Source organism: Geobacillus proteiniphilus (assembly GCF_001908025.1).
GTDB lineage: Bacteria > Bacillota > Bacilli > Bacillales > Anoxybacillaceae > Geobacillus > Geobacillus proteiniphilus.
Genome location: NZ_MQMG01000037.1, coordinates 1 through 18,224 on the forward strand (window position 1 = coordinate 1; position 18,224 = coordinate 18,224).

Genomic DNA, 18,224 nt, shown 5'->3' on the forward strand with positions numbered 1-18,224 from the left:
TTGGCTTTTCGCATTGTCCAGCTTCGGCGCCTAGCTCTCTTCTGCCAAATCACCTTCCCCCTCGGGGGGGAAGCACCCCTGCGGGTGAAGAACATTTGGCTTCGAGATCGCCAGGATGGCGATATTTCGCCGTTGCCCGCAGGACGCGGGCTGCCTTTAGGCGAAATTACGGCGCCTCAGCTTTTCTATTGCGCTTCGTTTCGTTCAGTTTTCAAGGAACGAAATAATCCTATGACTCTTCATGGAGCGGGTGATGGGAATCGAACCCACGACATCAGCTTGGAAGGCTGAGGTTTTACCACTAAACTACACCCGCATAATTTTTGATTAAACACCCACCACACTCTTTCATGCCCCTTCCTCTGCTAGCCGATTCAAAGAAGCTGGATGCGTCGGGGCAACTCGAAGCGTATTCGGCGAAGTGAAGGCTCGTGGCTGAGGTTTTACCACTAAACTACACCCGCATAATATTTAGTTTAACAAAATCGGGAAGACAGGATTTGAACCTGCGACCCCATGGTCCCAAACCATGTGCTCTACCAAGCTGAGCTACTTCCCGATGATGGCGCGCTCGAGAGGATTCGAACCCCTAACCTTCTGATCCGTAGTCAGATGCTCTATCCAATTGAGCTACGAGCGCAATAGATTATTGCACCAAAGAGACGGATTTCATTTTAGCAACTCACTGTGTTGCTGTCAATAGTTTATCTAAAAAATGCGGTCGAGAGGACTTGAACCTCCACGGGGTCGCCCCCACTAGGCCCTCAACCTAGCGCGTCTGCCATTCCGCCACGACCGCATATTGACTAATCAATGCGGGTGGAGGGACTTGAACCCCCACGCCGTGAGGCGCCAGATCCTAAGTCTGGTGCGTCTGCCAATTCCGCCACACCCGCTAATATGGTGAGCCATGGAGGACTCGAACCTCCGACCCTCTGATTAAAAGTCAGATGCTCTACCTACTGAGCTAATGGCTCATGGGTTAGATAACACTCCGAGATAACGATGTCCCTTCCTCTGCCAGCTGATTCGAAGATGCAGGATGCGTCGGGACAACTCGAAGCGGATTCGATGATGCTTCACTCGTTGCTCTACCTACTGAGCTAATGGCTCATAGTTACAATAACACTCTAAGATAACGATGTCCCTTCCTCTACCAGCGATTCGAAGAAGCTGGATGCGTCGGGACAACTCGCAACGAACTCGAAGATGTAGCGCTCGTTACTGAGCTAATGGCTCATGTATGTAACACATAAAAATGGCTGGGCCAGCTGGATTCGAACCAGCGCATCACGGAGTCAAAGTCCGTTGCCTTACCGCTTGGCTATGGCCCAGCGATTTAGTGCAATGGCGGTCCCGACGGGACTCGAACCCGCGATCTCCTGCGTGACAGGCAGGCATGTTAACCACTACACTACGGGACCACAAATCGCGGGGATCACCCCGCGCTATTCAGTGACCCGTACGGGATTCGAACCCGTGTTACCGCCGTGAAAGGGCGGTGTCTTAACCACTTGACCAACGGGCCACGCATATACGTATCGGAGTGGCGGAGAAGGCGGGATTTGAACCCGCGCGCCGTAAAGCCACGACCTAACGGTTTAGCAAACCGTCCCCTTCAGCCACTTGGGTACTTCTCCAAAGAAATGGCTCCGCAAGTAGGATTCGAACCTACGACCTACCGGTTAACAGCCGGTTGCTCTACCGCTGAGCTATTGCGGAATGTTGATGATTACAATACTGTTAGCTCATTACCTCTTCCTCTTCCAGCCAATTCAAAGAAGCTGGATGCGTCGAGGCAACTCGTAGCATATTCGATGATGCCTTTGCTCGTCGCTGAGCTATTGCGGAATGATGTTTGACAATCGACATTGTTTATTATATTGAGCAGCTTGTCGTTTGTCAATACGTTTTCCCACAACTTGCTCTGCTGTTTTCCGCCGTTTGGCGACGGCTTTTATAATTTAGCACACGATCATCTTGATTGTCAACCTGTTTTCGAAAAATGTTTTGTTTGATTATTGGCGTTGACTGGACATTATAGTTTAACATATCCTTGACGAAAAAGTAGCTTGTCTATTTTCTCGACTGACGAACACCAAGGCGTGACGGAAGACCGAACAACCACCCGCTTCACAGACCCATGCATGGGTCTGAAAGCGGCGTTGTTCAGTCGCCCGACAGTCGATCAAATGCCGGGGCTATGTAAAAGCCGCAAATGTTAAAGTTTCAAATTGCATCTACTCTGAAAATACCTGAGCTTCAAAATGTGTAAAACCGCAATATTCGACATAGAGATATTTTCATCCTTCCGATGGCAACCAAATTTTTCTGTCATGGGAGTCTAGGATAGTTTGAGCTTGCTTCGGCAGCGGCCGCAAACATAACGGTCTATGTTGATCCGTCTTTTGCGGCGGTAGGTGAGGCCGCATGACGTGCAAATGTATGTGTAGATCGTTTTCGGCGCTTTTGTATTTCGGATAAGCGGACGGCAGTAGCGAGGCGCCCCCACTTTTTGCAGCAGTTCGCGGAAGTCGCGGTCGCGGTGACGGTAGCCTTTCCCTTCGAGGTGCAAATGGTAATGGCATAGTTCGTGTTTGATGATAGCAATGAGTTCTTCTTCACCGTACATGTCGTAATGTTTTTTATTGAGCTCAATGTTGTGCGTTTGCAACATGTAGCGCCCGCCGGTGGTGCGCAAACGAGGGTTAAAGAAAGCGGTATGGCGGAACGGCTTGCCGAACACGCGAATGGAAATTTGTTCGACAAGGGCTTGCAGCTGCTTTTGGTCCATAGTGGGTCTCTCCTTCATCTTTTGGCACAGGACAATTCACCATTACATACATATATATTACCGTTCCACTGTTAGGGAGGTGACTGATTTTGCCTACATGGCTGAAAAATCAGATGAGACGAGCCTACTATGAGAAAAACCGTGAGCAAATTAAACTGTTGAACCAATGCTGGTTTTTTTATCGGAGAAAACACTGCTCCTGAGGCAGTGCTTTCTCCATTTCACTCTTCCGGCGGCACCATCGACAGCGATATTCTTCCCTTCGCCACATCGACATGCTCGACCCATACTTTGACGACGTCGCCGACCGAAACGACATCGAGTGGATGGCGCACGTATTGTTTGCTTAGTTTGGAAATGTGCACGAGCCCGTCCTGTTTGACCCCAATGTCGACAAAGGCGCCGAAGTCAACGACGTTGCGCACGGTTCCTTCCAGCTCCATGCCTGGCTTCAAATCTTCCATCTTCAACACATCTTTGCGTAATAGCGGCTTTGGCAGCTCGTCGCGCGGGTCGCGCTCTGGGCGGCATAAGGCATCGATGATATCGCGGAGCGTCAGTTCGCCGATGCCAAGCTCGGCTGCCACCGTCTCAATCTCGATGGCTTGCAGCGCCTTGCGCAGTTCATCGCTGCCAATGGCGGCGGTCGTAAATCCTAACTTACGCAACAGCTGCTTCACTTCCGCGTACCGCTCGGGGTGAATCGGCGTGCGGTCGAGCGGTTCGTCGCCATCAACGATGCGCAAAAAGCCGATGCACTGCTCGTACGTTTTCGCTCCGAGCCGAGGAATCGTTTTCAGCTCTTCGCGGCTGCGGAATTTTCCTTGTTCTTCGCGACGCTTGACGATGTTTTCTGCAACGGTTTTCGTGAGCCCGGACACGTACTGAAGCAGGGAGACGGAGGCGGTGTTGACGTTAACGCCGACTTGGTTGACGACCGTCTCGACGACGAAACGGAGCGATTCGGCGAGCTTTTTTTGCGACACATCGTGCTGGTATTGGCCGACGCCGACCGATTTTGGATCGATTTTGACAAGCTCGGCGAGCGGGTCTTGGACGCGGCGGGCGATCGAGACGGCGCTCCGCTCTTCGACTTGCAGGTCGGGAAACTCGGCGCGTGCAAGGTCGGAAGCAGAGTAGACGCTCGCTCCTGCTTCATTGACAATCAAATAAAAGATATCGCGTTGCACATGCTTCAGCGTGTCGGCGACAAACTGTTCGGTTTCCCGAGATGCTGTTCCGTTGCCAATAGCGATCATGTCAACGTGATAGTCATCAAGCAGGCGAAGAAGTTTCGCGCGCGCCTCTTCTTTTCGCTCTTGCGGCGGATGCGGATAGATCACGTCAATGCGAAGCAGTTTCCCCGTTTCGTCGACAACGGCGAGCTTGCACCCGGTCCGATAGGCTGGGTCGATGCCGAGCACCGTTTTTCCTTTGAGCGGCGGCTGGAGAAGCAGTTTGCGCAAGTTTTCAGCGAAAATATGGATGGCCCGCTCCTCCGCTTTTTCCGTCAACTCGTTGCGGATGTCGCGTTCAATGGCAGGCTCCATCAGCCGCTTGTATCCGTCCTCGATCGCTTCTGCCACGATGGGAGCGGCCGGGGACGATTCATCAGCGACTGTTTTTCGCCGCAAATAGCGAATGATGTCCTCAACAGGCGCCTTGATCGAGACGCGCAGCACCTCTTCCTTTTCACCGCGGTTTAACGCCAACACGCGGTGCGGAACGATTTTAGCGAGAGGTTCCTCGTAGTCGTAGTACATTTCGTACACACTCTTTTCGTCCTTTTCCGGCGCTTTGGCAACCGAAGCAATCGTTCCTTTCCGCCGCGTCTCGTCGCGCACCCATTGACGAAGAGCAGCGTCATCGGCCACTTTTTCGGCGATGATGTCTTTCGCCCCTTGCAGCGCCTCATCAACGGTCGAGACTCCTTTTTCCTCGTTGATGAACGCTTTCGCCTTCTCTTTTGGATCCGAGGCGGCAGGGCAGGAAAGCAGCCAATCCGCAAGCGGCTCAAGCCCTTTTTCCCTGGCGATCGTTGCTTTTGTGCGCCGTTTTTGCCGATATGGACGGTATAAATCTTCGACTTGTTGCAGCTTCGTGGCCTCAAGAATGTCGCGCTTTAACTCTTCCGTCAACTTCCCTTGCTCATCAATGAGGCGAATTACTTCCTCTTTCCGTTGCTCTAAATGCTGCAAATACTCCCATCTCTCAAGCACTTCACGAATTTGCACTTCATCGAGCGCCCCAGTCATTTCTTTCCGGTAGCGGGCGATAAACGGGATTGTGTTCCCTTCTCGATGGAGCGCAATGACGTTTTCGACTTGCTTCGCTGCCAGCTGCTGCTCGGCGGCAATTACTTCAATGAGCCGCTGTTCGTTAGCCAAGCGATTCCCTCCTTAATGATATTGGACTTGAACGCTCTCCCACCTACGCTAACGCTTCGAGGTGGGAGATTCCTGGGAACACCCGCCCCACGGCAGGCTGTCCACCAAGCCATCCCCGTGCGTCCCACGGTTGAGCTGTCTTACCCAAACAGCAAACGAAGCCCTTCCTGCAAAATATTTCGGGCGGCGTTATGGTCCCGGTCATGTTCGGCTCCGCAGTTTGGGCACACCCACTCGCGGATGTCGAGCGATTTCACCTCAACTTGCCGGTGCCCGCAGCACGAACACAATTGGCTCGATGGAAACGTGTGGCCGACACGGACCACCGTCCGCCCGTACCATTTCGCTTTATACTCGAGCATGTTGAGAAAGCGCCCCCCACGCGGAATCGGAAATGGATTTGGCCAGCTTGCGATTCTTCTGCATGCTCTTGACGCGCAAGTCCTCCACGCACACCACTTGGTTTTCGCGGATGAGGCGGGTGGACAGTTTGTGCAGGAAATCGTTCCGGCAGTTGGCAATTTTCTCATGAAGCCTAGCCACTTTCAAGCGGGCTTTCTGCCAGTTCGAACCACCCGGCTTCCGGCGGGCCATCACCCGCTGGGAGTACGCCAGCTTCTCTTCGTATCGGCGCCAATACTGGGGGTGTTCGATCTTTTCGCCTGTGGAAAGCACCACTATATGTTTCAATCCCAAATCGATACCCACTTGCTTGTCCGTTGCCGGTAATGGAGGGATTTCCGTTTCTACGAGGATGGAGACAAAATACTTCCCTGTTCGGTTTCGACGAATGGTGGCGGAGAGAATGCGGCCTTCCACCTCACGGCTTTTGGCAAACTTCACCCATCCAAGCTTCGGGAGTTTCAAGCGATGGCCGTCCACTTCGATCGATGGGCGCCCTTTCTTTGGGTAGTTGCACTGGGCGGTGTACGATTGATTCGGGTGTTTTTTGCTTTTAAAGCGGGGAGCGTTCGCCGTTCCATCGAAGAATCGGTCAAACGCCTCGTCCAACTGTTGCAGCGCGTTTTGCAAGGCGGTCGAATCGGGCGCCTTCAGCCACGGAAGAGTCTGCTTTAAGGCGGTCAGCCGCTTGGAACACTCGTGGTAGCCGAGTCCTCTTCCGATGGTTTCATACGCCTGATTCCACTCGGCCAAAAAGTGGTTGTACACAAACCGGCAGCACCCGATCGTTTGGTTGATGAGCTTCGCTTGTGTTGGGGTGGGATACAACCGAAAGCGGTAGGCTTTATGCATGATCTTCCCTCCCACATCAGGGAACGTGCGTTCTATTCTTATCCATTTTACACCTTCTGTTCTGTTGAGGCAAGAGGAAGATCGATGACGAATACCGATTCATCCCCCACTGACGCTCACGCGTGGAAGTGGGGGTCTTCTCGGTTTAGGATGATAAAAAAAGCGCTACCTGTACGCAGCTGCTTTGTGAAACAGTATACATAGATGAAAATGGAGGGACAGATCGTTTCCTGAATCTACCAGAAACTAAAATCGTGGGGTTCTTGCGTACGAAAAGGTTGCTCGTACGCCTGCGTGCAGAACTCCCCCTTGTTCCGCAAGACTTTCATGACAAACACCTCTGATGGTGCTTTGCGCCCTGTGCGCCCGATTCAAGGCGCTTTCCTCGCAAATAGGATGCCATCTTTGACTGCATCAAAAACCGGTTGATCCCATGTCTAAAGACGGTCTACGCCTTGCATGGGCTTTCCCCGATTGCGATTGGTGAGACCGATCTGTCCATCTCCGCCATTGGTGTGAACACTCGATAATCAAGACCGATGCCGCACGTCAACGCCGCTTTCCCCATCCACTCGGCCGCCCGTTGGCAACCGAAAACGCCGTTTTCTCCTGTTCGCTGTTATGCCAAAAGCAAAGGTTTTTCGCTCCTATCAAAAGTCGATCAGTCCTAAGCTAATTTGCAGCGCCTCATCGACTTTATCCATCATTTCATCATCCAAATGAGTGATTTTATCGGTCAGTCGTTGCTTGTCGATCGTGCGGATTTGCTCAAGCAAAATGACCGAATCGCGTTCAAACCCGTAGCGCTTCGCGTCAATCTCGACATGCGTCGGCAGCTTCGCTTTTTGGATTTGCGCCGTAATCGCCGCGACAATCACCGTCGGGCTAAAACGATTGCCGATATCGTTTTGGATCACCAACACGGGGCGCACGCCGCCCTGCTCCGAGCCAACAACCGGGGAAAGGTCCGCAAAATACACGTCGCCACGTTTGACAATCAAAGCATTACCCCCCGCTAACTAAGCGTTCAACGGTGTGGTCGGCCTCGTATTCAGCATGAAACGCTTCAGAAGCGATAGATAAATTGATTTTCGCCATTTCCATGTAGCCTCGTCTCATCGCCTCGCGAATTTGCCGTTTTTTCCGCTCGCGAATGTACATTTTCGTCGCTTGATAAATGAGTTCATTGCGGTTGCCGTTTTCCTGCTTTACGAGCACGTCCAGTTCTGTCAGCAGCGACTGCGGCAAACGAACGACGATTTCCGTTGTTGCGCCAGATTCCGACACAAATATACACCTCCACGAACTGCAGCCATTGATTGCTTCCACTTCATGATACCATTAAACAACGGCGCTGCAAAGTCATTTCTCCATTTTCTATCCTTTGTCTTCCGAAACAGATTATGCATCGCTTCATCCGCGACCAACGGCGTTTCTCACTCCCATTATACGCTTATTTCGGAAAAAAATACGGGGCACCCGGTAGCTGATCGTGCACGGCACTTCATAATTGATTGTGCCCAAATGGCGGGCGACATCATCGATGGAAATGACTTCGTCCCCTTGGCGGCCGATTAATGTCACCTTCGTTCCGACAGGCAGCGGCCCCGGCAGGCGGATCATGCATTGATCCATGCAGATACGGCCGACGATCGGCGCCCGCTGCCCGCCAACAAGCACATGAAAGTGCTGCAGGCGGCGCAGCCAGCCGTCCGCATAACCGATCGGAATCGTGCCGATCCACTCTTCCGTCTGCGCGGTGTACGTCGCACCGTAGCTCACCTTTTCGCCTGGTTGCAGCTTTTTGACGTGTACGAGGCGGCTATGGAGCGAAAACGCCTCTTTCAATTCGTATGGGAGGAGCGGCTTGATGTCCGGCGATGGGGCGAGCCCGTACATCGAAATGCCAAAGCGAACCATGTTGAACGCTCGATCGGAAAAACGAAGGGCCGCCGCGCTGTTGGCGCAATGAACGAGCGGCGGCCGCGACGGCAGCCAGTCAAGCATATGCAAAAAGCGGGCGTATTGATAAGAAAAGTAATCCGTATTCACTTCATCAGCGGTCGCAAAATGCGTATACACCCCTTCAAGCACAAAGGGCGGATGGCGATCGATCAAGGCCGCTATTCGCTTTGTCTCCTCTTCGTCTTTAACCCCAAGCCGTCCCATTCCTGTGTCCATCTTTAAATGGAAATGAATCGGGGTCGAACCGTTATACAGCGATGACGCCTCCTCGAGCCAATCAGAGCGAAACACGGTTAAGGCGATGCGGTGTTCGGCGGCCAACGCCACATCCTCGGGACGAGACGCCCCAAGCACTAAAATCGGGGCATCGATGCCTTTTTTTCGTAAGGCAAGCGCCTCGTCCAAAAAGGCGACGGCCAAGCGGGAAGCGCCCGCTTCGAGCGCCGTTGCCGCCACTTGGGCATCGCCATGCCCGTAGGCGTTCGCCTTGACAACGGCCATAATTTGCGTGCCCTCCGGCAAAAAGCGGCGCAAATTCGCGACGTTGTCGTAGATGGCATCTAGATCAATTTCCACCCACGTATCGCGGTGAAACTCGTCCATCCTCTCTCGCTGCCTTTCTAGTCATAGCCAGTTTGAAAGCGCTTGAATCGATTGGATTCCTTTTTTAGTTTACCATGTTCCTGGGGAAGAAGGAATAGGATGAGCGGCGGAAAAATGAGAAAAACGGCGGAAAACATTGGAGATAGCAACAATTCGTCCACTGGCATGCCTTCACTGCTTCTGCACAAAAACAAAAAGCAGCTTCTCCGCTTCAACGCGGAGAGCCGCCTGTTTGCAAAACCGCACTGTCATTTTGCCGCTTTTTCTTGCACTGAGCTGGCGACCATCACCATTTCTTCCGGCGTCAAATCGTCCGAGGCGAGCGTAAACTCCGCCCCATTGTACCACCATGTCAACGTTCGGTCGGTGAGGGCGCCAATGGTGAATCCTAAATCAACCGGGTCGCCGTTGACAAGCACTGGCATGCTTGTCGCCGGAAGCACATCCGCTTTTTCTTGCACGAGCGTAAACGATTTTTTGCCGCCAAATGTCATAATGACGCGCGTGCCGTTTTCACCTTTCACTTCTTTTTCCTCAAGCGCTTGAACCCCTTTCGGAAGCTGACTCGGGTACATGACGGCCATCACTTGCTCTTTTCCTTCCGCCATCGTCGGCACCTCAAGGCGCGCTCCAGTCATGTTCTTCTTTGTATCAAACGCATCATCGTCAAACTTTTTGTTAAACTCGACGTTGGAAAACTCGACCGTCAACAGCGCTTTCCGGTCCGTATCCATCACTTTGACCGAGACGGGGGCCAAATCTTTTTTGCGCAGCGTAATCTCTTGGGTGGGAACGACTTCGCTGTTCGGGTAGTTCGTTTTTGTCTCGAACACATAGTAGTCTTTCGTCGCCTTAAACTTCGCCTTCGAATCGCTCAAAATGTCTTTAACGAGCGATTCGTACAAATACGCTTGGCTGCTGTTTTTCGGCCAATCGCTCACAAACTTGAAGCTTTTGTTGAGCGCCGGCGTGAAGACGAACACCCCTTCGTCATTGCGCAAAATCATTTGGCTTTGCCCTTTGTCGGCGTTTTTCAAGCTGACGCGGTAGTAGGACGGCTGCTTGTGCCACACTTCGACATGATACACTTGCGGCTTCTCACCGGTGCGGAACGTCATTTTCGCCTCGGCCTGATAGCCCGTCATCTCATCCATCTTTTCATCAAGCGACTTGAGCACCTCTTCCTGCGATTTCGACCCGCAGCCAGCCAAAGCAAACAGAAAAATGATGCCGACCAATGCCATCAGCACGTTTCTGCCCATCGCTTCAACCCCTTTGCCTCATATATCGATTTCTGCCCATGCACTACAATATATGAGACAACTGTCGGGAATATGCAGACTAGCCATGGCAAGCATCGGTCGGTCCAAGGCGCTCAATGATGACTTGGGCGACGGCGTAATCGCGGCTATGGGAAATGGACAGATGAACCGTCTCGCCATCGCGGCGGGCAGCAATGCTCGGCTTTCCGTGCTCATCGGAAACGATCTCGATGTCTTGAAACGATAGATGCCGCCCGATCCCCGTTCCGAGCGCTTTGGCGTACGCTTCTTTAGCCGCAAATCGTCCGGCGAGAAACTCTGCCTGTCTTGCGGGCGGCAACTCGCCAAACTGCGCTTTTTCGCGCGGCGTCAAAATTCGCTCCGGAAATTTGCGGCTCCGCTCAAGAAGGGAGCGGATCCGTTCCAACTCTACAATATCAATGCCGATGCCGACGATCACTGCTTCCTCACCTATCCTATCCGCCCTGATGGTCGTACAAATTTTTTATGAGAGATCCGCATAAGATGGCTTATAAAAAACGCCCCATTTCCGCGAAGAAGGGAGACCAACCCGTGTTTCAACATGCAAGCGATGTCCGCTCATTTGTCCGCCTTTATCCCGTCGTTGCCGCCTTGTTGTTGGTCCATATCGCCGCATGGCTGTTGTTTTTTCTTCCCTTGACAGCGCTTGAGCCCATTTGGCAATACGCCGTCGGGACGAACGGCGCTATTCGCCATGGAGAGTACTGGCGGCTTGTCAGCCCGCTCGTGCTGCATCGCGATTTCCACCATATGGCCGCCAACAGTTTGTCCTTATGGCTGTTTGGCCCCTGGCTGGAGCGCGCACTTGGGAAAGGAAAGTTTTTGTTTCTGTATATCGGAGGCGGAATCGGCGCCAATGTCGCCACTTTATTCCTTCTGCCGCCGCTGTACACCCATGTCGGGGCGTCAGGCGCCATTTTCGCCTTGTTTGGCATGTACAGCTACCTCGCCCTATTCCGCCGCGACTTAGTCGCCCCCCGCCACGCCCAGCTGTTGCTTTCGGTCATGGCGGTTCATTTGCTGCTTGGCATCATGACACCAGATGGGAATTTATTGGCCCATCTATTTGGCTTCGCCGTCGGCGGCCTGCTTGCCCCCTTTTTGTCCATCCGCCCCAAGCGGCCGTCGTTTTACATGCCTCGGCTATGAAAAAACGGCGCTTAATGCGCCGTAATCCGCCGTTTTTTCGTCCGGCTGCGGGCTGAGCCGTCCGAGCGTCCGCCCCGTTTTTTCTCCCGCTTGACCGCTAAAGGCGGCTCTTCCGTCAACTGCACCGGCGTCGTATCTGGCTCGCGCGTCAACATTTTCAAGCAGGCAGCGACAATCGTTACCGAATCGTGCTCTTCAAGCAATTCTTCCGCTGCCCGTTTGTAAAATGACAGGTTTTCGGTCTCAACGACGTTGAGAAGCTTTTCGATAGCGATGCGCTGTTGGCCTTCGAGCGCCTCATCAAGTGTCGGCGGCTTCATCCGCTCCATTTTCCGCTTCGTCGTCCGCTCAATATGGTGAAGCTGGCCGATCTCCCTTGGAGTGACAAACGTCATCGCCACCCCTGTCTTGCCGGCGCGCCCGGTGCGCCCAATCCGGTGGACATAGCTTTCCGGGTCTTGCGGGATATCAAAGTTGTACACGTGCGTCACGCCAGAAATATCCAAGCCGCGCGCTGCGACATCCGTCGCCACTAAAATTTCAATCGTTCCTTCCTTAAACTTGCGCAGCACCGACAGCCGCTTCGCCTGGCTTAAGTCGCCGTGAATGCCTTCCGCTGCATAGCCGCGCAAGTTGAGCGCCTCCGCCAGCTCATCGACACGCCGCTTCGTGCGGCCGAACACGATCGCGAGCTCCGGCGCCTGAATATCAAGAAGCCGCGTTAAAATGTCAAATTTCTTTTTCTCGTGCACTTCTAAGTAGTACTGTTGAATGTTCGGCACGGTCATTTCCTTTGCCTTCACTTTGACAAGCTCCGGCTCGTTCATGAAGCGCTCGGCAATGCGGCGAATCGGATCCGGCATCGTCGCCGAGAACAGCAACGTCTGCCGCTCGGCCGGCACATGGCTTAAAATCGCCTCAATATCTTCGATAAAGCCCATATTGAGCATTTCATCCGCCTCATCGAGAACGACCGTATGCACATGGTCAAGGCGAAGCGTCCCACGGTTAATATGGTCGATAATGCGGCCCGGCGTGCCGACGATCACATGAGGATGCTTTTTCAAAGCGCGGATTTGCCGGTCGATATCTTGACCGCCGTAAATCGGCAAGACGCGCACGCGCTTGACGGCGCCGATTTTGTATAGCTCTTCTGATACTTGAATGGCGAGCTCACGCGTCGGCGCGACCACAAGCGCCTGAATGGCGCTGTTTTTCACATTCACTTTCTCAACGATCGGAATGCCAAACGCCGCTGTTTTCCCCGTTCCGGTTTGCGCTTGGCCGATTACGTCTTTATTTTGCAGGCTGAGCGGAATCGTCTTCGCTTGAATCGGAGTCGTCTCTTCAAACCCCATCCGCTCGATCGCTTTCATCACTTCTTGGCTTAATCCTAATTCTTGAAATGTCGTCAATGTTATTCAAACTCCTTATAAAAAATCGTCCCTTTATCCGAGAGAAAGGTTTGACAGTTATCATACCATGTTATGCGGTGATTTGCAATGATGGGCGTGGGCAGCGCGCAAAAATGTTTCCACCTCGGCAAACAAAACGTGGCGATCCGTGCTATGGCAGACGTGGTGGTACGAATTCGGCAAAAACAACAGCTTTTTTTCTGACGAACCGATTCGTTCATATAAATAGTAGGCGCTTTTTAGCGGCACGATCCCATCTTTTTCTCCTTGCACAATGAGCGCGGGCGCCGCGACGCGCGGAAGTCGGGGACGCACATCGCGAACGAGTTTGCGAAACTCCCTGACAGCTGAAAACGGGGTCGCCATCATTTTGTTTCGATAGCGGAGAAACAGTGGGTGCTCCCGCGCTCCTTTCCATCCATTGGCAAACATCTCGCGGATGTCGCGCCATAATTGGCGCGGGTTGACATAGTAAAACGCAGCGCTTAGCAGCACGAGTTTGGCGACCGGGTATTTTTCCGCCAAGTAGACGGCGATCACTCCACCCATTGAAAACCCAATGACATACACCACACTGCAACGGCGATGGAGCGCTAAAAACGCTTGTTCCGCCGCCGCGATCCATTGGTCGTATGCAATTCCTTTCAGCCGCAGTTCGCTTCCGTGGCCCGGCAAGGTCGGCGTTTCGATCATCCAATCGGTCCGCTCCCGCAAATAATCGGCCAGCGGCGCCACTTCTTCCGGACTTCCAGTAAACCCGTGAATGCATAAACAGCCGATCATCATCCCCACCTCCGCCCGAGTGAAAAGCGGCGCCCGTGACGCCGCTTTTCGTTTCTCTCGGGTTGCTTGATGTTACACCCAATATCGAAGCAACTCTTCCAATTTCATGCCGCGCGATGCTTTCAATAAGACGATGTCCTCCGGAGACGCGACGGAACGCACGGCCTCGGCCAACGCTGCTTTATCGTCGAACGCCCTCACCCGCCCATCATCAAAAAATGGGGCAGCCGCCGCGGCGATATGGTGCGCCAGCGGCCCGTAAGTGAACACATAGTCCACCATTCCCGGCCGCAACACCTCCCCGATCTCTCGATGAAACGCCACTTCTTCGTCACCAAGCTCTAACATATCGCCCAATACGGCGATTTTTTGCCGGTAGCCGCCCAATTCCCCAAGCAGCGTCAAAGCGGCGCGCATCGATGTCGGACTGGCGTTGTAAGCATCGTTAATGACCGTAAAGCCGCACTTTGTTTTGACGACTTCCGTGCGCATGCGCGTCACTTGCAGGCGGGAGAGGGCCGCATCAATGTCTTCCCAACCGATGCCGAAAAAACGAGCAACCGCGATGGCGGCGAGTGCGTTGTACACATGATGCTTGCCTAATACCGGCATAAACAGCGTCCGGCCGGGGAGCGCATTGATGACAAACGATGTTCCTCCCGCTTCAATGCGCACATCGGTCGGATAGTAATCGTTCTGTTCGCCCGCCCCGAACGTCACGACATGGCGGGGAAGCGGCAACTTCGGCACGCGCTCCGTCAAGAGCGGCTCATCGCCGTGGTAGACGAATAAACCATCATGGTGCAAACCGGCTAAAATTTCAAGCTTCGCCTTTGCGATGCCTTCCCGCGACCCGAGCTCCTGCAAGTGTGCTTCTCCGATATTCGTGATGACCGCTGCGTCCGGACGGGCGATCATGGTCAGCCGCTCGATTTCGCCAAACCCGCTCATCCCCATTTCGACAACGGCCATCTCCGTCCCTTCGTCAAGCGAAAGAAGCGTCAACGGCACACCGATATGGTTGTTGAAGTTCCCTTCTGTTTTTTGCACGCGGTAGTTGGTCGCCAACAACGCGGCAATCATATCTTTCGTCGTCGTTTTGCCGTTGCTGCCGGTGACGCCGACAACTTTCATCCCGAGCTGCTCACGGTAGCGGGCGGCGAGCCGTTGCAACGCCGAAAGCGTATCATCCACAACGACCACTGGCACGCCTTCTGGCGGTGTTCCTTCCCTTTCCGCCCATAGCGCAGCAGCGGCGCCTTTTTGCATCGCCTCTTTCACGAAGGCATGGCCGTTAAATGTCGCTCCAAGCAACGGAACGTACAAGTTGCCAGCTTGGATCGTCCTTGTGTCGGTTGACACACCGCTAACGGCAATATTCTCCCACTCCGGCTTTAGGCACCGCCCGTCAGCCATTTCGGCGATTTGCCGCACCGTCCGTTTGATCATCCACTCTCACCTCTTTTCCTTTTCGAACGTGTACGTGATCGTCTGCTTTTCTTGATGCCGTTCCAATGCGAGCGCGATAAGCCGTTCAATCAGCTCCGGGTACGGCACGCCGCTGTGTTGCCAAAGAAGCGGGAACATGCTGTATGGCGTAAAGCCTGGCATCGTGTTCACTTCGTTGATATAAACCGCGCCATCTTCGGCGAGGAAAAAATCGACGCGCGCGAGTCCAGACAAATCCAGCGCCTGAAACGCCGTAATGGCCATTTGTTTGATCGTCTCATACTGTTCTTTCGTTACGTCCGCCGGGATGATCAATTCGGTTTGCCCGTCTTCGTATTTCGCTTCATAGTCGTAAAATTCCTTTTTGGGCACAATTTCGCCAACGACCGAACAAATCGGCTCGTCATTTCCTATCACGCCGATTTCAATTTCGCGGCCGACGATCGCCTCTTCAATAATAATTTTCCGATCATACTTAAATGCCTCGATAAATGCGGCTTTTAAATCGCCGCGCTGTTTGCATTTGGAAATGCCGACGCTCGAACCCGCGTTGGCTGGCTTGACAAAGCACGGGTAGCCAAGCTCTCGTTCGATCCGGTCATACACCGTCTCGCCGCTTTTTTGCCAATCGTACTTCGTCACGGCGATATATTTTGCTTGGCGCAACCCGGCCTGCGCAAACAAGTTTTTCATAATCACCTTATCCATGCCGACCGCGGAAGCAAGCACCCCGTTGCCGACATACGGAATGTTCAATATCTCAAGCAACCCTTGCACCGTTCCGTCTTCGCCGTTCGGCCCATGCAAAAGCGGGAAAATGACATCGATCGTTTCCTCGTTTCCTTCCGCAGCCGAATCGGCAGCCGGAGCTTGGTTCAAGGAAACCGGAATCAAGGCGGTCGCCGCCGAAGTGAATTGCAGCTGCTTGATTTCCTCGATCGGTCCGGTCAGCTGTTCGCCCTTGATCCATTGACCTTTCGGTGTAATGTAAATCGGAATGACATCGAATTTATGAGGATCAATGGCGTTCATCACCGCCATCGCCGTCGACAACGATACTTGGTGCTCCGGTGATTTGCCGCCGTATAACACGCCAACTCTCGTTTTCATCATCGTTCCTCCTCTTTCCTTGGCCATCGTTCCTATTGTAACACGTTTCGCGCCCAACGGTCTGATATTTTATATGTACGATGCAGGTTGTTTCGCCACCCCCCATAAGCGATAAGGCACAAAAAAGTGAGGCTGTCTCCAAAGGTGGTTCTTCTTTCAACAAAGCACAACATATCGTTTTCCAGCAGTTGTTTTATGCGTATATACAGGAATAAGAAAAGGTGTCCCGACCGTTTTGGGACACCTTCTGTCGCTACGGATGCAACACGCGCCAAACCATGCGTTGCGGCATGGCCGCTACCACTTCGGCGAGCGCTTCTTGCCCCGTTTTTTCCACGCCGGCAAAATAATCGGACACACGGCGGAAAAACCGGTTTTTCTCCACGTCATCCATCAACAAGCGAAGCATGTGCTGCTCGCCGCTTTCTGGCCCGGCCAAATGATAAATGAGACCGTTTTGCTGTAAATATTGCAAATTGATGCGCTCCTGCCCGGGCAAGCAATCGATCGTAAAAATCGGAATGCGCTTATGAAGCAACTCGCTGACCGTCACCCCGCCTGGTTTCGTAATGACGGCATCCGCCTCTTCATACAGCCGATTCATCTCTTCCGGGTCAGCGATGTATGGAAGCGGCCGAATATGAGACAGCCGCCAGCTGGCAATTTCCTCGTACAGCTGGCGATTGGCGCCGCACAGCACCGAATAGCGGAACAACGTTGACGTGCGGGCCGCCCGCAAAAACGCCATCATATTGCCAAGCCCTTGGTTTCCACCGGCGACAAGCACATGAGCAGGCTGCCGCTTGCGTCTCGCTTCCGACCGATTCATAAACACATCGTGCACTGGGATGCCAGTGACGATGATGCGTCCTTTGTCAACCCCGTACTTCGTGATCAGCTCCCATTTCGCCTCTTGATGGGGAACAAAATGATAGTCAATAAACCGTTTCCCCCAGATGCTGTTCATAAAAAAGTCGGTGTAGACATTGACAACTGGAACCGTCAGCACCCGTTTTCGCTTCAGCCGCTGCAAAATGCGCGACGGAAACGAATGGGTGCAGACGATTAAATCCGGCTGTTCTTCTTCCACCATCTTTTTCATTTTGCTTTCAAAATAAGGCAGCCATGGCTCAAACGAAATGAACTCAAACCGGGGCGGCTCTTGGTACATCAGCGTTTTGTACACACGGTGGTACGAAGCAGGATGCGAGCGAATCCAGCGCAAGTAGGCCTCTGACACCATTTTTTCCATCAGTTCATTGCAATAGCTCAAAAAATCGATCTTTTTGCTTTCGACCGCCGGAAACTGGCGGCGCAAAAAATCCATCAACGTATCGGCTACTTTATGGTGTCCCGTATTCATTTGAAACAGCGGCAAAAACAATACTTTCATCATCGATCGCACCCTTTAGCTTTCGAAAGATTTTTTGCGCCTCCGCTGCCCAACCCATGCCGCAAGCAAAAAAAGCAAAAACAACGCCAAACCGGCAAGCGGAAAAGAAATCAGGGGGATATGGATGCGCTGGCCGAGCCAAAGCCCCGCCGCGGTCAACGGAACTGCCCAACCTGCCGTTCCAAGCGCCGACAGCAACAAAAACGGCCCGAACGGAAACCGGCTCACTCCCGCCATATACGGGCAAATTTGCCGCACCCCGGGAGCATAGCAGCCGAACAAAATCCCCCATTTGCCATAGCGGCCAAACCAGCGGCGAGCCCGCTCCCAACGTTCAGCCGTAATTCCGACGCACTTGCCGTACTTTTGCACAAACGGCGCCCCCCACCACCGGCCGGCGCCGTATGCCGTCACCATGCCGGCCATCGCCCCGCCCCAGCATGAAGCGAGCGACGGTCCAAGCAGCAACTGCTCCTTGGCAACCATCACGCCGACAAAAAAGAGCAAGCTTTCCTCCGGCGCCGGAATGCCGACAATGCCGCAAAACAAAAATAAAAACAGCATCACATATCCATATGACTGGACATACGGCAACCATACGCTTGTATCCATAGCTCC

Annotated in this window: 15 protein-coding genes, 11 tRNA genes and 1 pseudogene; 2 read left to right on the plus strand and 25 right to left on the minus strand. The window is 53.2% G+C overall.

Going from position 1 to position 18,224, the window contains the following annotated elements:
* Positions 1–242: 242 nt before the first annotated feature.
* The 12 genes from BRO54_RS12495 to BRO54_RS12550 form a co-directional block, all read right to left on the minus strand.
* Positions 243–316 (minus strand) — tRNA-Gly (locus tag BRO54_RS12495).
* A gap of 169 nt (positions 317–485) precedes the next feature.
* A tRNA-Pro gene (locus BRO54_RS12500) sits at positions 486–559 on the minus strand.
* Between the two features lie 4 nt (positions 560–563).
* Positions 564–640: transfer RNA gene (locus BRO54_RS12505), tRNA-Arg, on the minus strand.
* A gap of 76 nt (positions 641–716) precedes the next feature.
* Positions 717–799 (minus strand) — tRNA-Leu (locus BRO54_RS12510).
* Positions 800–814: 15 nt separating this feature from the next.
* Positions 815–896, minus strand: a tRNA-Leu gene (locus BRO54_RS12515).
* A gap of 5 nt (positions 897–901) precedes the next feature.
* A tRNA-Lys gene (locus BRO54_RS12520) sits at positions 902–977 on the minus strand.
* A gap of 282 nt (positions 978–1,259) precedes the next feature.
* Positions 1,260–1,334 (minus strand) — tRNA-Gln (locus BRO54_RS12525).
* Positions 1,335–1,348: 14 nt separating this feature from the next.
* A tRNA-Asp gene (locus BRO54_RS12530) sits at positions 1,349–1,424 on the minus strand.
* 32 nt (positions 1,425–1,456) lie between these two features.
* Positions 1,457–1,528: transfer RNA gene (locus BRO54_RS12535), tRNA-Glu, on the minus strand.
* Between the two features lie 19 nt (positions 1,529–1,547).
* A tRNA-Ser gene (locus BRO54_RS12540) sits at positions 1,548–1,640 on the minus strand.
* A gap of 7 nt (positions 1,641–1,647) precedes the next feature.
* Positions 1,648–1,722 (minus strand) — tRNA-Asn (locus BRO54_RS12545).
* 622 nt (positions 1,723–2,344) lie between these two features.
* The gene (locus BRO54_RS12550; protein WP_074044157.1) at positions 2,345–2,794 is read right to left on the minus strand and encodes a SprT family protein; all 450 of its coding nucleotides are present in this window, start codon (positions 2,792–2,794) and stop codon (positions 2,345–2,347) included.
* Between the two features lie 89 nt (positions 2,795–2,883).
* Here BRO54_RS12550 and cmpA point away from each other — a divergent pair, with 89 nt between their 5' ends.
* The gene (cmpA, locus tag BRO54_RS19510) at positions 2,884–2,997 is read left to right on the plus strand and encodes a cortex morphogenetic protein CmpA (RefSeq protein WP_013144046.1); all 114 of its coding nucleotides are present in this window, start codon (positions 2,884–2,886) and stop codon (positions 2,995–2,997) included.
* An 18-nt stretch (positions 2,998–3,015) separates the two neighbouring features.
* Here cmpA and BRO54_RS12555 read toward each other — a convergent pair whose 3' ends face one another.
* The 7 genes and pseudogenes from BRO54_RS12555 to acpS all read right to left on the minus strand — a co-directional run bounded on the left by BRO54_RS12555 (position 3,016) and on the right by acpS (position 10,725).
* Positions 3,016–5,181, minus strand: a complete 2,166-nt coding sequence (locus BRO54_RS12555) for a Tex family protein (RefSeq protein ID WP_074044158.1) — start codon at positions 5,179–5,181, stop codon at positions 3,016–3,018.
* A 140-nt stretch (positions 5,182–5,321) separates the two neighbouring features.
* A pseudogene (gene tnpB / locus BRO54_RS12560) lies at positions 5,322–6,435 on the minus strand (IS200/IS605 family element RNA-guided endonuclease TnpB).
* Between the two features lie 650 nt (positions 6,436–7,085).
* The gene (gene ndoA, locus BRO54_RS12565; protein ID WP_003253417.1) at positions 7,086–7,436 is read right to left on the minus strand and encodes a type II toxin-antitoxin system endoribonuclease NdoA; all 351 of its coding nucleotides are present in this window, start codon (positions 7,434–7,436) and stop codon (positions 7,086–7,088) included.
* Between the two features lie 4 nt (positions 7,437–7,440).
* Complete coding sequence (locus BRO54_RS12570) at positions 7,441–7,722, minus strand: CopG family ribbon-helix-helix protein (RefSeq protein ID WP_013144044.1); 282 nt, start codon at positions 7,720–7,722, stop codon at positions 7,441–7,443.
* 126 nt (positions 7,723–7,848) lie between these two features.
* Complete coding sequence (gene alr, locus BRO54_RS12575) at positions 7,849–9,003, minus strand: alanine racemase (protein ID WP_033024535.1); 1,155 nt, start codon at positions 9,001–9,003, stop codon at positions 7,849–7,851.
* 248 nt (positions 9,004–9,251) lie between these two features.
* Positions 9,252–10,265 carry a LolA family protein gene (locus BRO54_RS12580; RefSeq protein WP_074044159.1) on the minus strand — a complete coding sequence of 338 codons (1,014 nt, stop codon included), beginning with the start codon at positions 10,263–10,265 and terminating at the stop codon, positions 9,252–9,254.
* Between the two features lie 79 nt (positions 10,266–10,344).
* Positions 10,345–10,725: a holo-ACP synthase gene (gene acpS, locus BRO54_RS12585; RefSeq protein ID WP_074044160.1), complete on the minus strand. Its 381-nt coding sequence runs from the start codon at positions 10,723–10,725 to the stop codon at positions 10,345–10,347.
* A gap of 113 nt (positions 10,726–10,838) precedes the next feature.
* On the opposite strand from acpS, the gene BRO54_RS12590 reads away from it, so the two are divergent.
* The gene (locus BRO54_RS12590; protein WP_074044161.1) at positions 10,839–11,456 is read left to right on the plus strand and encodes a rhomboid family intramembrane serine protease; all 618 of its coding nucleotides are present in this window, start codon (positions 10,839–10,841) and stop codon (positions 11,454–11,456) included.
* 11 nt (positions 11,457–11,467) lie between these two features.
* Here the strand turns inward: BRO54_RS12590 and cshA are convergent, their stop codons facing one another.
* The 6 genes from cshA to BRO54_RS12620 form a co-directional block, all read right to left on the minus strand.
* A complete protein-coding gene (gene cshA / locus BRO54_RS12595; RefSeq protein WP_074044162.1) occupies positions 11,468–12,871 on the minus strand; it encodes a degradosome RNA helicase CshA in 1,404 nt (467 codons plus the stop codon).
* Positions 12,872–12,931: 60 nt separating this feature from the next.
* Positions 12,932–13,654: an alpha/beta hydrolase gene (locus BRO54_RS12600; protein ID WP_074044163.1), complete on the minus strand. Its 723-nt coding sequence runs from the start codon at positions 13,652–13,654 to the stop codon at positions 12,932–12,934.
* A 72-nt stretch (positions 13,655–13,726) separates the two neighbouring features.
* The gene (locus BRO54_RS12605; protein WP_074044164.1) at positions 13,727–15,103 is read right to left on the minus strand and encodes a UDP-N-acetylmuramoyl-tripeptide--D-alanyl-D-alanine ligase; all 1,377 of its coding nucleotides are present in this window, start codon (positions 15,101–15,103) and stop codon (positions 13,727–13,729) included.
* 6 nt (positions 15,104–15,109) lie between these two features.
* Complete coding sequence (locus BRO54_RS12610; RefSeq protein ID WP_074044165.1) at positions 15,110–16,213, minus strand: D-alanine--D-alanine ligase; 1,104 nt, start codon at positions 16,211–16,213, stop codon at positions 15,110–15,112.
* 253 nt (positions 16,214–16,466) lie between these two features.
* A complete protein-coding gene (locus BRO54_RS12615) occupies positions 16,467–17,609 on the minus strand; it encodes an MGDG synthase family glycosyltransferase (RefSeq protein WP_074044166.1) in 1,143 nt (380 codons plus the stop codon).
* 12 nt (positions 17,610–17,621) lie between these two features.
* A complete protein-coding gene (locus BRO54_RS12620) occupies positions 17,622–18,218 on the minus strand; it encodes a DedA family protein (protein ID WP_074044167.1) in 597 nt (198 codons plus the stop codon).
* Positions 18,219–18,224: the final 6 nt, after the last annotated feature.